The organism is Nocardioides sp. SYSU D00038, assembly GCF_016924665.1.
Taxonomy (GTDB): domain Bacteria; phylum Actinomycetota; class Actinomycetes; order Propionibacteriales; family Nocardioidaceae; genus Nocardioides.
Genome location: NZ_JAFFJT010000030.1, coordinates 59,884 through 73,998 on the forward strand (window position 1 = coordinate 59,884; position 14,115 = coordinate 73,998).

Sequence of the window (14,115 nt, forward strand, 5' to 3'; positions counted from 1 at the left end):
CGGGGGTCACAGCGCGCCCTTGGTCGACGGGATGCCCGTCTCGCGGGGGTCGAGCGCCACCGCGTCGCGGAAGGCGCGCGCGAAGGCCTTGAACTGGGTCTCGACCAGGTGGTGCGGCTCGCGCCCGGCCAGCACCCGCACGTGCAGCGCGACGTGGGCGTGGAAGGCGATCGTCTCGAAGACGTGGCGGGTCAGCGAGCCGAGGTAGGACACCCCGGAGCCGCCCAGGGCGACGAACTGCTGGCCCTCGGGCTCGCCGGTGTGCACGCAGTACGGGCGCCCGGAGACGTCGACCACGGCCTGCACCAGCGCCTCGTCGAGGGGCACGGTGGCGTCGCCGAACCGGCGGATGCCGACCTTGTCACCGAGCGCTTGGCGGAGTGCCTGGCCGAGGGCGATCGCGGTGTCCTCGACGGTGTGGTGGGCGTCGATGTGGGTGTCGCCGTCGGTCTGCACGGTCAGGTCGACCAGCGCGTGCCGCGCGAACGCGGTCAGCATGTGGTCGTAGAACCCGACGCCGGTGGAGATGTCGTGGCGTCCGGTGCCGTCGAGGTCGACCTCGACGAGCACCTTCGACTCGCTGGTCCGTCGCTCGATGCGGGCGGTGCGGCTCATGACGTGCTCTCTTCCGTGACCTTCGTGCCCAGGACGTGCGTCAAGGCGTCCCTGAACGATGACATCTCCTCGGGGGTGCCGACCGAGACCCGCAGCCAGCCGTCGGGACCGACCTCGCGGATCAGCACGCCCCGGTCGAGCAGTCCCTGCCAGACAGCATGACGGTCGGGGAACGTCCCGAACAACACGAAGTTGGCGTCGGAGTCGGCCACCTGCAGGCCGCGACCCCGCAGCCAGCCGACGGTGGCGTCGCGCTCGGCACGGAGCTGGTCGACCTTGCCGAGCAGCTCGGGGGCGTGGCGCAGCGCCGCCAGCGCGACCGCCTGGGTCACCGCGGAGAGGTGGTACGGCAGCCGCACCACCCGGATCGCGTCGCAGATCGCGGGGTCCGCGGCCAGGTAGCCCAGCCGGCCGCCGGCGAGCGCGAACGCCTTGCTCATCGTCCGGGTGACGACCAGGTTGCGGTGGCGCGGCAGCAGCTCGAGGGCGCTGGGCGTGCCGTCGCGGCGGAACTCGCCGTAGGCCTCGTCGACGACGACCAGCCCGTCGTGGGCCGCGGTCGCCTCGCAGAGCAGCGTCACCGCCTCGGGCGGCAGCGCGGTGCCCGTGGGGTTGTTGGGCGAGGGCAGCAGCACGACGCTCGGCCGCCGCGCCTCGACCAGCGCGCGGGCGGCGTCGAGGTCGAGGCCGAAGTCGTCCTCGCGCCGGCCCTGCTCCCAGGTGGTGAGGGTGTCGCGGGCGTACTCGGGATACATCGAGTACGTGGGCGCGAAGCTCAGCGCGGTGCGCCCGGGACCGCCGAAGGCCTGCAGCAGCTGGAGCATCACCTCGTTGGACCCGTTGGCCGCCCAGACCTGGTCGGGGGTGATCGGGTGGGGGGTGTCGTGCGAGAGGTAGTCGGCGAGCGCGGCCCGCAGCGCGACGAACTCCCGGTCGGGGTAGCGGTTCAGGCCCGACGCCGCCTGGGCGACCGCCGTCGCGATGTCGGCGACGCAGGCCGGGGAGGGCCCGTAGGGGTTCTCGTTGACGTTGAGCTGCACGGGCACGTCGAGCTGGGGCGCGCCGTAGGGCTGGAGGCCCTGCAGCCCGTCGCGCAGGGGTGGGAAGGACATGGCGGCTACCGGTCCCCGAACCGCACCCGAACCGCCGCGCCGTGGCCCGGCAGGTCCTCGGCCTCGGCGAGGGTGACGACGTGGTCGGCCACCTCGGCCAGCGCGTCGCGGCTGTAGTCGACCACGTGCACCGACTTGGTGAACGCGCGGACCGAGAGCCCCGAGGAGTGGCAGGCGCAGCCGCCGGTGGGCAGCACGTGGTTGGAGCCGGCGCAGTAGTCGCCGAGCGAGACGGGCGCGTGCGGTCCCACGAAGATCGCGCCGGCGTTGCGCACCCGCGCGGCCCACCCGGCGGCGTCGGCGGTGTGGACCTCGAGGTGCTCGGCGGCGTAGGCGTCGACGACGGCGAGTCCCTGCTCGAGGTCGTCGACCAGCACGAACCCGGACTGCTGGCCGGCGAGGGCGGTGCGGATCCGATCGGCGTGCTTGGCGGCGAGCACCTGGCGCTCGAGCTCGGCCTCGACCGCCTCGACCAGGTCGGTGCTCGGCGTCACCAGCACCGCGCCGGCGAGCGGGTCGTGCTCGGCCTGGCTGACCAGGTCGGCGGCGACGTAGGCGGGGTCGGCGGTGTCGTCGGCCAGGATCGCGATCTCGGTGGGACCGGCCTCGGAGTCGATGCCGACCTGGCCCTTGAGCAGCCGCTTGGCGGTGACCACCCAGATGCTGCCCGGGCCGGTGACCAGGTCGACGCGGCGGCAGGGGCCGACGCCGTAGGCGAACATCGCGATCGCCTGGGCCCCACCCACGGCGTAGACCTCGTCGACGCCGAGCAGGGCGCAGGCGGCCAGGATCGTGGGGTGCGGCAGGCCGCCGAACTCCTTCTGCGGCGTCGAGGAGAGCGCGATCGAGCCGACGCCCGCCACCTGGGCGGGCACGACGTTCATCAGCACGCTGGAGACCAGCGGTGCCAGGCCGCCCGGCACGTACAGGCCGACCCGGCCCACGGGCACCTTGCGGTGGGTGACCCGGGCGCCCGGGCCGAGGTCGGTCACCGCGTCGCGCTCGAGCTCGTGGGTGCAGGTCGCGCGCAGCCGGCGGATCGACTCCTCGAGGCCGGCGCGCACCGCCGGGTCGAGCTCCTCGAGCGCCCGGGCCAGTGCTTCGGCCGGCACCCGGACGTCGGTCTGCTCGACGCCGTCGTACTCGCGCGACATCTCGAGGATCGCCTCGACCCCGCGGGTGCGCACCGCCTCGCAGATCGCGTGGACCGCCGGGATCGCAGCCTCGACGTCGAAGTCGGCCCTCGGCACGGCTCCGCGGTAGTCGACGGAGCCGGTCCGGTCGGTGGGCTCGGCTCCGCGCAGGTCGATCCGGCGCATCATGGCCCCGATTCTACGAGCGCGCCCGCACCGCCCCGACCCGCCCGACGCTGCGTGGACGCCGAGGTGGGCCGCCGGGCACCGGGCCGGGGCTAGGGTCGGGGCGTGAGCACCACGCTGCCGATGTTCCCGCTGAACACGGTGATTTTCCCGGGCGTGCGGGTGCCCCTGCACGTGTTCGAGGACCGCTACCGCGCGCTGGTGCACCACCTGCTCCGCGTCGAGGACCCCGCCGAGCGGGTCTTCGGCTCGGTCGGCATCCGCGAGGGCTACGAGATCGGCGACCACGGCTCGCAGTCGCTGTTCCGGGTGGGCGTGCGGGTGCAGCTCACCGAGGTCGAGGCGCACGCCGACGGCACGTTCGACATCGAGTGCGTCGGCCGCGACCGGATCGCCCTGGAGCGGCTCGACACCAGCGGCACCTTCCCGGTGGGGCACGTCGTCGACCGGCCGGAGTCGGGGGCGCCGGTGCCGGACGCGCTGCTGGAGCGGGCCCGGGCGACGTTCACCGCCTACCGCGCCGCCCTCTCCGACATCCGCACCGACCCGTTCGAGGGCGACCTGCCCCGCGACCCGACGTACCTGTCCTGGACGCTGGCCGCCTGCGCCCCCCTGCCCCTCCAGGACCGTCAGGCGCTGCTGGAGGCCGAGGACGCCGCCCACCGCCTCCGCCTCGTCACCGACCTGCTGCGCACCGAGCTGCGCGCCATGAACGTGATCCCGTCGCTGCCCGCCACCGAGGTCGCCCGCACCCGCTGGTCGCCGAACTGAGAGCGAGCAGCACCGGGCGAGGAACGAGCCCGGTGCGTCGCGAGCGAAGGTCGAGCAAGCCCTCCGGCTGAGCCTGCGAAGCCGGAACGGGCGCGTCGAGACCCGGTGACGTGCCCACCGACCGGAACCACCGGGCGAGGAACGAGCCCGGTGCGTCGAGACCCGGTGACGTGCCCACCGACCCGGGCCACAGGTCCGCAGGCGTGCTGCCGAGTCGTGGGTTCGTCCAAGCCGGTACCACCACACCGCGGCGGCCCCCCGCGGGCGGGCGGGCCCCCCCCCCCCCACCCCCCCCCCCCCCCCCCCGACGCGGCGTCGACCCAGCGCGCCGAGTCGCCGCTACTCGTGTCGAGCAACGACGACTCGGCGGGGAGCGGCCCTATCCTGCGGCGGGTGGCGAGGAAGAGGCAGGCCGGCGGAACGCCGGCGACGACGGCGCTGACCGCGGCGGGCATCGCGTTCACGCTGCACGAGTACGACCACGACCCGCGGGCCCAGCAGCAGGGGCTCTCCTACGGGCTCGAAGCGGCCACCGCGCTGGGGCTCGACCCGGCCCGGGTCTTCAAGACCCTGATGGCCGAGGTCGACGGACGGCTGGTGGTGGGGGTCGTGCCGGTCTCGGGCCAGCTGGACCTCAAGGCGCTCGCCCGTGCCGTGGGTGGCAGCCGCGCCGCGATGGCCGACGTGCGGGCCGCCGAGCGCGCCACGGGGTACGTCGCCGGGGGGATCTCGCCGATCGGGCAGCGGCGGGCGCACCCGACCGTGGTCGACGCGAGCGCGCTGGACCACGAGACGGTCTACGTCTCGGGCGGGCGGCGCGGCCTGGACCTCGGCCTGGCCCCGGCCGACCTGGTCGCCGTCACGGGTGCGACGACGGCGCCGATCGGCCGGGGCTGAGCCGCGGACCGGTGGCGGGGATCAGTCGGTGGCCAGCCTCAGCACGCTGTGGCCGACGTCGCCGTCGACCCAGGCCGAGATGCCGAGGCCCGAGAGCGGCTCGAGGTTCTCGATGACCTCGTCCTCTCCGCTGGCCAGCTCCGCGACCACGTCCTCGAGCTCGTTGACGTTGACGAACAGCAGGTAGCCCGCGCCGTCGACCTCGGCGACCACGTCGCGGAAGACGTCGGAGTCGCCCAGGTCGCCGTCCTCGAGGACCTCCTCGCGGTAGTCGGCGTTGGGGCCGACCACCACGGTGTCGTCGTCGCTGTCGGAGCCGAGCACCTGCTCGCCGCCCGGGCCGATGGCGGCCCGCAGCTTGTCGAGCACGTCCTCGACCTCGTCGGCGTCGCCCTCGACCTTGACTGCGATCGGCACGTCCGAGCCGTCCTCGGAGTTGATCAGCAGGTCGGGGTCGAGGTCCGGGCCGACCCCCAGCGCGGCCGAGTCGCCGAACAGGGTCTCGGCGTCCTCGGGCAGGTCGAGGCCCAGCTCGGCCGCCAGCTGGTCGACGGCCGCGTCGACGTCCTCGCTGCCGCCCATCGAGCTGGCGAGGTACTTCATCGCGTCGTCGAACCAGCCGTCTGCGAAGCCGATGCCCAGCACCGCGGCGGTGTCGGCCGGGAAGCTGGCGGCGGCGTCGCCGCCGGTGTCGGACATCGACAGGGCACCGCCGCCCGCGGTCTCGGCGTCGGTCGCGACCTCCAGCTCCAGCGCACCGTCGTCGAAGCGGATCACGCCGGCGGCGCCGGCGAAGTCGGCGAGCTGCTCGGTGACCTCGTCGGGCAGCTCCTCCGGCTCGATCGGCGCGAAGCTGCCGCTGCCGTCGACCGAGGACGGCACCCCGCCGGTGATGCCGAGGACGGCGCCGAGGTTGTCGGCCAGCACCGGCCCCAGGTCGGGTGCGGCGTAGAAGGCGGCGACACCGGAGTCACCCGCCTCGCCCGTCCAGTGCTGGAAGTCCTCGTCGTCGGCCAGTGAGCCGTCGGCGGCCCGGTCGGCGATGTCGTCGGCGATCTCGTCGGTCTGGGCGAGGATCGCCCAGTCGCCGCTGATGCTCCAGCCCAGCTCGGCGTCCTCGCCGCCGCAGGCCTTGAGGTCGGCCAGCCCGTCGTCGGCCGCGTCGGTGTCGTCGACCTGGATCGCGAACGCCGGCACCGGGGTCTCGTCGTCACCGTCGGTGCCCGGCAGCGCGGCCACCGCCGCGCGGTTGCCGAGCCACGGGTCGACCTGGTCCCACTCGAGGTCGTCGCAGCCGGCCGCGTCGCGGACCAGCTCGAAGACCTCCTGGGCCAGGTCGTCGTCCTCGTTGATGCCGACCTTGTCCTCGAAGAGCGGGAACTTGTTCAGCGTGCGCAGCGCCTCGATCTTCTGCCCGCCGCTGGGGTCGAGGTCGACGCTGGCGTAGAACAGCACGTCGTCGGGGAGCGCCTCCGCCGGCTGGGGACCGGTGGCGAAGAACGACAGCGCCGCCCAGGTCGCGCCGCCGGCGAGGGCCAGGACGGCGACGCCGCCACCGATCAGCAGCCCCTTGCGCCGCCCGCCGCGGGCGCGCGGCTGCTGGGGGGCGAGCGGGGCGCCGCTGCCCTGCTCGAGGATCTCGGCCGGCGGGTGCTGGGGCTTGTTCGGAGGCTCGGGAGGCTGGGCGGGCGGCTGGGTGGAGGACATGGGTTCCCCTGGGGTGCGGGACGCCGGAGCAGGCGTCGTCGACTGGTCGGCGTGAGCCTACCGAGCCGAGCGCCTCCGACGCCGCTCCGTCAACAGGTAGACCGCGGTCAGGCCGACCAGCGCACCCAGCGGGAACGCCGTGTAGGGCGGCAGGTCGGACCACGCGAGCCGGTCCGGGACGTCGGGGAGCGCCAGCCGGGCCGGCAGCCGGGTGCCGTCGGTGGCCGACTCGGCCAGCACCCGCGGGTCGGCCGGGCCGCCGAGGGTGCCCACCCGGGCCATCAGCCAGGCGGCCAGGGACGCCCCCACCAGCACCGCGCCCAGCGTGACCAGCTCGGCGCGGTCGCAGAGCCACGCCAGCAGCGCGCCGAGGAGCAGGCCGGCGCCGAGCCCGATCACGACGAAGAGCCCGACGCCGCTGAAGTCGCTGCGCAGGCCGGCCTCGTCGGTGAACCACCGTCCGTCGGACACCACCCCGGTCGGTGCGTCCCACAGCGACGACCAGAGCCGCCCGCAGGCCGCGCCGGCCACGGCGAGCACGGCGACCACGGCGAGGGCCTGGCCGATCACGGGCAGGTGGTCGCGCCGGGTCCGCCTCGGGGCCTCCGCCGGGGGGCCGGGCGGCCGGGTCAGCTGGTCAGGCACCCGGGCCCCAGCAGTGCCTTGAGGTCGGCGAACAGCGCCGGGCTCGGGGCGACCCGCAGCCCGTCGTCGAGCCGCATCACCGTGGTGGCCTCGCGGCTGAGCAGCCGCAACCGGACCTCGGTGAGCCCCGGGTGGGTCCCGAGCACGTCCTTGAGCTGCTCGACCACCGGCGGGGTGCACCGGGTCGAGGGCAGGTTGATCACCACCGGCCCGCTCGGCCCGTCGGAGAGGTCGGGGACGGTGATCTCCTGCCCCCGGAGCTCGGGCTGGTCCTTCTCCCGGGAGAGCTGGCCCTTGACCCGGACGATGGCGTCCTCGGTGAGGAACGGGCTGGCGAGCTGGTAGGACGACGGGAACAGCAGCACCTCGATCGCGCCCTCGAGGTCCTCGAGGGTGATGGTGGCCCAGGCGTCGCCGCGCTTGGTGATCTTGCGCTGCACCGAGGTGATCAGCCCGCTGACCGTGATCGTGCTGCCGCCCGGGATCGACTCGTCGACCATCAGCTGGCCGATCGTGCAGTCGGTGCCGTTGGCGAGCACGTGCTCGAGGCCGAGCAGCGGGTGGTCGGAGACGTAGAGACCCAGCATGTCGCGCTCGTGGCCGAGCAGGGTGGTCTTGTCCCACTCGTCGAGGTCGGGGATGGTCACCGAGATCCCGAAGCCGCCGCCGTCGTCGTCGAGCCCGCCGAACAGCGAGTCCTGTCCGATGGCCTCGTTCTTCTTGATGTCGACGTACTGGTCGACCGCGGTCTCGTGGATCGCGACCAGCGCGCGCCGCTTGTGCTTCATCTCGTCGAAGGCGCCGGCCTTGATCAGCGACTCGATCACCCGCTTGTTGCAGACCAGCGCGGGCACCTTCTCCATGAAGTCGTTGAAGTCGGTGTAGCGGCCCTTCTCCTCGCGGGCCGAGACGATGCCGTCGACGACGTTGTGGCCGACGTTGCGGATCGCGTTGAGGCCGAAGCGGATGTCGACCCCGACCGGCGTGAAGTTGGCCGCCGACTCGTTGACGTCGGGCGGGAGCACCTGGATCTTCATCCGGCGGCACTCGTTGAGGTAGATGGCCGACTTGTCCTTGTCGTCCTTGGTCGAGGTCAGCAGCGCGGCCATGTACTCCGCGGGGTAGTTGGCCTTGAGGTAGGCGGTCCAGTACGACACCAGGCCGTACGCCGCGGAGTGGGCCTTGTTGAAGGCGTAGTCGGAGAACGGGAGCAGGATGTCCCAGAGCGTCTGCACCGCGTGCTGGGAGTAGCCCCGCTCGCGCATGCCGGCGGAGAACCCCGCGAACTGCTTGTCCAGCTCCTCCTTCTTCTTCTTGCCCATCGCCCGGCGCAGGATGTCGGCCTGTCCGAGGCTGTAGCCCGCCAGCTTCTGGGCGATGGCCATGACCTGCTCCTGGTAGACGATCAGGCCGTAGGTCTCGCCCAGGATGTCCGCGAGTGGCTCGGCCAGCTCCGGGTGGATCGCCTCCACCGGCTCGCGGCCGGTCTTGCGCCGTGCGTACTTGTTGTGGGAGTCGGCGCCCATCGGGCCGGGGCGGTAGAGGGCGCCGACCGCCGAGATGTCCTCGAAGGTGTCGGGACGCATGCTGCGCAGCAGCGCCCGCATCGGCCCGCCGTCGAGCTGGAAGACGCCGAGGGTGTCGCCGCGCTGGAGCAGCTGGTAGGTCGCCGGGTCGGTGAGCGGGAGATCCTCGAGCACCACGGTCTCACCGCGGTTGGCCTCGATGTTCTTGATCGCGTCGTCGAGGACGGTGAGGTTGCGCAGCCCGAGGAAGTCCATCTTGATCAGGCCGAGGCCCTCACAGGTGGGGTAGTCGAACTGGGTGATCATCGCGCCGTCGGCGGGACGGCGCAGCAGCGGGATGACGTCGATCAGCGGCTCGCTGGACATGATCACGCCCGCGGCGTGCACGCCCCACTGGCGCTTGAGCCCCTCGATGCCGATCGCGGTGTCGACGACCCTCTTGACGTCATTGTCGCCCTCGTAGAGCTGGCGGAACTCGCCGCCCTCGCCGAACCGCTTGTGCTCGGGGTTGAAGATCTCCTGGAGCGGGACGTCCTTGCCCATCACCGAGGCCGGCATCGCCTTGGTGATCCGGTCGCCCATCGCGAACGGGTAGCCGAGGATCCGGCTGGAGTCCTTGACGGCCTGCTTGGCCTTGATGGTGCCGTAGGTGACGATCATCGAGACCCGGTCGTCGCCGTACTTCTCGGTGACGTAGCGGATCACCTCGCCGCGCCGGCGCTCGTCGAAGTCGATGTCGAAGTCGGGCATCGACACGCGGTCGGGGTTGAGGAAGCGCTCGAAGATCAGGCCGTGGACGAGCGGGTCGAGGTCGGTGATCCGCATCGCGTAGGCCACCATCGAGCCGGCGCCGGAGCCGCGGCCCGGGCCGACCCGGATGCCGTTGTTCTTGGCCCAGTTGATGAAGTCGGCGACGACGAGGAAGTAGCCGGAGAAGCCCATCGACGTGATGACGCCGACCTCGAACTCCGCCTGCTTGCGCACCTCGTCGGGGACGCCCGCGGGGTAGCGGACCCGGAGCCCGCGCTCGACCTCCTTGACCAGCCAGGAGTCCTCGCTCTCCCCCGGCGGGCACGGGAACTTCGGCATGTAGGTGCCGTTGCCCTCGGTGAAGGAGACGTCGCAGCGCTCGGCGATCAGCAGGGTGTTGTCGCAGGCCTCGCGCAGGTCGTACTTGTCGACCCACAGGGCCCGCATCTCCTCGGCGGACTTGATGTAGTAGCCGTCGCCGGAGAACGCGAAGCGCTGGCCGGGGCCATCGCCGGCGGGGATGTCCATGGTGGAGCCGGAGTTGATGCAGAGCAGGTGCTCCTGCGACGCGGCGTCCTCGCGCATGACGTAGTGGGAGTCGTTGGTGGCCAGCAGCGGGATCCGGAGGTCCTTGGCGAGCTGGAGCAGGCCGTCGCGGACCCGGCGTTCGATGTCGAGGCCGTGGTCCATCAGCTCGAGGAAGTAGTTGTCGCGGCCCAGGATGTCCTGGAACTCCCCCGCGACCCGGCGGGCCTCGTCGTACTTGCCGTAGCGGAGGTGGACCTGCACCTCGCCGCTCGGGCAGCCGGTGGTGCCGATGATGCCGCGGCCGTGCTGGGCCAGCAGCTCGCGGTCCATCCGGGGCTGCTTGAAGAACCCGTCGCGCCAGGCGCCGGTGGAGAGCCGGAACAGGTTGTGCATGCCCTCGGTGGTCTCGCTGAGCAGCGTCATGTGGGTGTAGGCGCCGCGGGCGGAGACGTCGTCGGGGCCGCCGTCGTAGAAGTTGACGCCCTTGCGCTCGAAGCGGCTGATGTTGGGCGTGAAGTAGGCCTCGATGCCGATGATCGGCTTGACGCCGGCGTCCTTGGCCTTGCGGTAGAACTCGTAGGCGCCGAAGACGTTGCCGTGGTCGGTCATGGCCACCGCGGGCATCCCGAGCTCGGCCACCCGCTGGGTCAGCGCCCCGAGCCGGGCCGCCCCGTCGAGCATGGAGTACTCGGTGTGGACGTGCAGGTGGGCGAAGGAGTCCTGGGAGCCGGAGGACATCGGTGGAGGCGCTCCTCGAGGTCGCGGTGCGGATGCGTGACAGGTGCGACGCGCAGCGCGACGACGATCCTGGGGGAAGGCCCTCAGCCTACGCGACGGGGTGCCCCGATGGTGGCAGCCGCCACCGACAGTCCCCGACCGTCCGGGCCGACCGCCCGGGCCGGACGGTCGTGGGTCGGGACGCGCTCAGCGCCCGCAGGCGTCGAGGCTCTCGGTGATGATCGTGTGCACGATCCGCTCGAGGCGGGCCGGGCCGAGGGCCGGTGCCCGCTCGGCCATCGCGCGGGCGATCTCGGCCTCGCGGACCGGGTCGCGGTCGGTGGACGGCTTGACGGCCTGGACGGCGGCCGTGAGCGCGGCCCGGCGGTTGAGCAGGTCGCCGAGCTGCTCGTCGACCTCGTCGACGAGGCCGCGCAGGAAGGTCACGGGGTCGGTGCCGGGCCACGCCATCCGGACGTCGGGGGCCCGCTCCTCGTTGGCCGAGCCGTCGGTGCGCTCGAGCTCGACGAGGCCGCGGGCGGCGTAGAACGCGCGGGCGGGGCGGTTGCTCTCGAAGACCCACAGGCAGAAGCCCCGCGGCCGCAGCGACGTGGCGAGGTCGAGCAGGGCCGAGCCCACCCCGCGGCGGGCGTGGTCGGGGTGGACGTAGAGGTCGTCGAGCCAGGCGGGCGTCAACCGCGCGTAGCCGACCACCTGGTCCGCGACCTCGGCCACCCACACCTCGTCGACGGCGATCCGCGAGGCCAGCCACGCGCGGACCTCGGCCTCGGGGTGGACGCCGGGCGGCATCGGCGCGACCGCCCGGGCGGCCAGGTACACGGAGGCCACCGCGTCGGCGTCGCCGGGCCCGGCCGGACGCAGGGTCAGCTGCGGGTCAGTGGGCATCACGGATCACGTCGAGGGCGTGGGCGAGGTCGGAGGGGTGCTCCGACTCGTACTCGACGTAGTCGCCCGACTCCGGGTGCTCGAAGCCCAGGCGCACGGCGTGCAGCCACTGCCGCTGCAGCCCCACCCGGCGGGCGAGCACGGGGTCGGCGCCGTAGGTCAGGTCGCCCACGCACGGGTGCTTGAGCGCGGCCATGTGGACCCGGATCTGGTGGGTGCGGCCGGTCTCGAGGTGGACCTCGAGCAGGCTGGCGAACCGGTGCGCCTCGAGCGTGGAGTAGTGGGTGACGCTCGGCCGTCCGTCGGCCATCACCGCGAACTTGTAGTCGGCCTTGGGGTGCCGCCCGATCGGCGCGTCGACGGTGCCCTCGAGCGGGTCCGGGTGGCCCTGCACCAGCGCGTGGTAGGTCTTGTCGACGGTGCGCTGTCGGAAGGCGTTCTTGAGCCGCGAGTAGGCGAGCTCGGACTTGCAGATCACCATCACCCCGGAGGTGCCGACGTCGAGGCGCTGCACGATCCCCTGGCGCTCCGAGGCTCCGCTGGTGGCGATCCGGAAGCCGGCGCCCGCGAGGTGGCCGACGACGGTGGGGCCGGACCAGCCGGGCGAGGGGTGGACGGCGACGCCGACGGGCTTGTCGATCACGACGATGGAGGGGTCGTCGTGGATGATCTTGATGCCCTCGACGATCTCGGGCACCACCGCGAGCGGGTCGGCCTCCACCGGGATCGTGACGTCGAGCACCGCCCCGGGCAGCACCCGGTCGCTCTTGCCCACGCCGGCACCGTCGAGCCGCACCAGCCCCTGGGCGATCAGGTCGGCGGCACGGGTGCGCGAGAGCCCGAACATCCGGGCCATGGCGGCGTCGACCCGCTCCCCCGCGAGCCCGTCGGGGACGGCGAGGGTGCGGTGGTCGGACTGCTGGGTCACGGGGTCTGCCCCGGGTCGGGCTCCTGGGCGTCCGGCTCGTCGTCGGAGGCGATGCGGGTGCCGTCGAGCCGGATGCCGCGGAAGGTCTGGACGATGATCAGCCCCGCGGCGACGTTGATGCAGATGTCGGCGACGTTGAAGATCGGCCAGTTCGGCAGCATCAGGAAGTCGATGACGTGGCCGTGCAGCACCGAGGGCTCGCGCACCAGCCGGTCGGTCAGGTTGCCGGCCACGCCGGCGAGCAGGAAGCCGAGCGCCAGCGACCAGCCGGTCGAGCCGAGCCGGCGGCTGAGGAACAGCACCACGACCACGGCGACCGCGGCGAGGCAGGCGAAGACGGGTGTGAACCCGGTGCCGGTGCTGAACGCCGCGCCGGGGTTGCGGGTGAGGTGCAGCCGGAGCACCTCGCCGACCACCTGGACGTCGGGCCGCCCGGTGAGGTGCTCCACCGCCAGCACCTTGGTCACCTGATCGGTGGCGTAGGCCACCGCGGCCACCAGGCCGAAGACGAGCAGGTGGCGCCGGTGGGGCCGGGCCGTGGGGGTCGGGGCCGAGCCTCCTGGGCTCAGCGACGTTCCTCGCGCTGCTTGCATGGCAGGCACAGTGTGGCACGCGGGAAAGCCATCAACCGCATCTTGCCGATGGGCTCCCCGCAGGACTCGCACACGCCGTAGGTGCCGTCGTCGATGCGGGCCAGGGCCCGCTCGATCTGGTGGAGCTTGTCGCGCTCGCTGTTCAGCACGGTGAGCTCGTGGTCGCGCTCGAAGCTGGTCGCGCCCATGTCGGCCTGGTCCTGGCCGGCGCCGTCGCCGGAGTCGCGCATCAGGCCGGTCAGCCCGGCCTCCTGCTCCTCGATGACGGCCAGGCTGTGGGTGCGCTGCTCGTCGAGCTCGGCCAGCACCTCGCGGAGCTCGGCCTTGGTCCACGCCGACTCGCCGGCCTTGACGACCAGCCCGCGGGTGGACGCCTTCCCGGCGGCCGCCTGCTGGGCGGGCGCCTTGACCGCGGTCTTCCTCGCCGGTGCCTGGGTCACGGAGGTCGCCTTCCTGGCCGGTGCCTTGGTCGCGGGCGCGGACTTCGTGGCCGGCGTGGCCTTCTTGGCCGGCGTGGCCTTCGCGGCCGGAGTCTTCTTCGCGGGCGCCGCCTTCTTGGCCGGGGTGGCCTTCGCGGCCGGAGTCTTCTTCGCCGGCGCGGCCTTCTTGGCCGGGGCCGCCTTCTTGACCGGGGCCGCCTTCTTGACCGGGGCCGTCTTCTTCGCGGGTGCCGCCTTCTTGACCGGGGCCGCCTTCTTGACCGGGGCCGCCTTCTTCGCGGGTGCCGCCTTCTTCGCGGGCGCCGCCTTCTTGACCGGAGCCGCCTCCTTGACCGGAGCCGCCTTCTTGACCGGAGCCGCCTTCTTGACCGGAGCCGCCTTCTTCGCCGGCGCCGCCTTCTTCGAGGCGCTCGTCTTCGCCGGGGCCGCGGCCTTCGAGGAGCCGGACGTCGAACGCCGGCCGATCACCTTGCGGGCCGCCGAGGCCAGCGACCGGGTCGTGCTGCGTGCCATGGGACGAGCGCCTTCCTGTGGCCGTCACACGGTGGCGGCAGCCACAGTGTGGGGCGGACCCTAGCCGCTCGACGGGGTCGGCTCAAACAGGCTCACCGAGGCCGGGGAAATGCCGACGCGGCCCACCCCCGAGGGGATGGGCCGCGCG

At 72.9% G+C, this 14,115-nt stretch carries 12 protein-coding genes; 2 read left to right on the forward strand and 10 right to left on the reverse strand.

Features of this window, described 5'->3' with window-relative positions; genetic code table 11:
• Positions 1-6 precede the first annotated feature (6 nt).
• The 3 genes from hisB to hisD are packed head-to-tail and all read right to left on the reverse strand — an operon-like array spanning position 7 to position 3,049.
• The gene (hisB, locus tag JT721_RS17820) at positions 7-615 is read right to left on the reverse strand and encodes an imidazoleglycerol-phosphate dehydratase HisB (protein WP_205474607.1); all 609 of its coding nucleotides are present in this window, start codon (positions 613-615) and stop codon (positions 7-9) included.
• Positions 612-1,727, reverse strand: coding sequence for a histidinol-phosphate transaminase (locus JT721_RS17825; RefSeq protein ID WP_205474608.1), 1,116 nt, complete (start codon positions 1,725-1,727; stop codon positions 612-614). Before JT721_RS17825 ends, hisB begins: the two co-directional genes overlap by 4 nt.
• A gap of 5 nt (positions 1,728-1,732) precedes the next feature.
• Positions 1,733-3,049 (reverse strand): histidinol dehydrogenase, encoded by a 1,317-nt coding sequence (gene hisD, locus JT721_RS17830; RefSeq protein ID WP_205474609.1) that lies wholly within the window; start codon positions 3,047-3,049, stop codon positions 1,733-1,735.
• Between the two features lie 102 nt (positions 3,050-3,151).
• Between hisD and JT721_RS17835 the strand changes: the two genes are divergently transcribed.
• Complete coding sequence (locus tag JT721_RS17835; RefSeq protein WP_205474610.1) at positions 3,152-3,817, forward strand: LON peptidase substrate-binding domain-containing protein; 666 nt, start codon at positions 3,152-3,154, stop codon at positions 3,815-3,817.
• Between the two features lie 393 nt (positions 3,818-4,210).
• Positions 4,211-4,714, forward strand: a complete 504-nt coding sequence (gene ybaK / locus JT721_RS17840) for a Cys-tRNA(Pro) deacylase (protein ID WP_205474611.1) — start codon at positions 4,211-4,213, stop codon at positions 4,712-4,714.
• A gap of 21 nt (positions 4,715-4,735) precedes the next feature.
• On the opposite strand, the gene JT721_RS17845 is transcribed toward ybaK, so the two are convergent.
• The 7 genes from JT721_RS17845 to JT721_RS17875 all read right to left on the reverse strand — a co-directional run bounded on the left by JT721_RS17845 (position 4,736) and on the right by JT721_RS17875 (position 13,967).
• The gene (locus JT721_RS17845) at positions 4,736-6,421 is read right to left on the reverse strand and encodes a DUF3352 domain-containing protein (RefSeq protein ID WP_205474612.1); all 1,686 of its coding nucleotides are present in this window, start codon (positions 6,419-6,421) and stop codon (positions 4,736-4,738) included.
• A 57-nt stretch (positions 6,422-6,478) separates the two neighbouring features.
• Positions 6,479-6,991, reverse strand: coding sequence for a hypothetical protein (locus JT721_RS17850; protein WP_205474613.1), 513 nt, complete (start codon positions 6,989-6,991; stop codon positions 6,479-6,481).
• A gap of 59 nt (positions 6,992-7,050) precedes the next feature.
• Positions 7,051-10,608 carry a DNA polymerase III subunit alpha gene (gene dnaE / locus JT721_RS17855; protein WP_205474614.1) on the reverse strand — a complete coding sequence of 1,186 codons (3,558 nt, stop codon included), beginning with the start codon at positions 10,606-10,608 and terminating at the stop codon, positions 7,051-7,053.
• A 186-nt stretch (positions 10,609-10,794) separates the two neighbouring features.
• A complete protein-coding gene (locus tag JT721_RS17860) occupies positions 10,795-11,493 on the reverse strand; it encodes a GNAT family N-acetyltransferase (protein WP_205474615.1) in 699 nt (232 codons plus the stop codon).
• Entirely contained in the window at positions 11,483-12,421 is a 939-nt protein-coding gene (locus tag JT721_RS17865; protein WP_205474616.1) for an RluA family pseudouridine synthase, read from the reverse strand. The genes JT721_RS17860 and JT721_RS17865 overlap by 11 nt, the downstream gene beginning before the upstream one ends.
• Positions 12,418-13,014, reverse strand: coding sequence for a signal peptidase II (gene lspA, locus JT721_RS17870; protein WP_205474617.1), 597 nt, complete (start codon positions 13,012-13,014; stop codon positions 12,418-12,420). Before lspA ends, JT721_RS17865 begins: the two co-directional genes overlap by 4 nt.
• On the reverse strand, positions 12,987-13,967 hold the full coding sequence (locus JT721_RS17875; RefSeq protein ID WP_205474618.1) for a TraR/DksA C4-type zinc finger protein: 981 nt from the start codon (positions 13,965-13,967) through the stop codon (positions 12,987-12,989). Before JT721_RS17875 ends, lspA begins: the two co-directional genes overlap by 28 nt.
• Between the last annotated feature and the right edge of the window lie 148 nt (positions 13,968-14,115).

Coding starts and splice junctions, on each gene's coding strand:
- hisB (WP_205474607.1), bottom strand. CDS start 615: ATGAGCCGCACCGCCCGCATCGAGCGACGGACCAGCGAGTCGAAGGTG.
- JT721_RS17825 (WP_205474608.1), bottom strand. CDS start 1,727: ATGTCCTTCCCACCCCTGCGCGACGGGCTGCAGGGCCTCCAGCCCTAC.
- hisD (WP_205474609.1), bottom strand. CDS start 3,049: ATGATGCGCCGGATCGACCTGCGCGGAGCCGAGCCCACCGACCGGACC.
- JT721_RS17845 (WP_205474612.1), bottom strand. CDS start 6,421: ATGTCCTCCACCCAGCCGCCCGCCCAGCCTCCCGAGCCTCCGAACAAG.
- dnaE (WP_205474614.1), bottom strand. CDS start 10,608: ATGTCCTCCGGCTCCCAGGACTCCTTCGCCCACCTGCACGTCCACACC.
- JT721_RS17860 (WP_205474615.1), bottom strand. CDS start 11,493: ATGCCCACTGACCCGCAGCTGACCCTGCGTCCGGCCGGGCCCGGCGAC.
- lspA (WP_205474617.1), bottom strand. CDS start 13,014: ATGCAAGCAGCGCGAGGAACGTCGCTGAGCCCAGGAGGCTCGGCCCCG.
- JT721_RS17875 (WP_205474618.1), bottom strand. CDS start 13,967: ATGGCACGCAGCACGACCCGGTCGCTGGCCTCGGCGGCCCGCAAGGTG.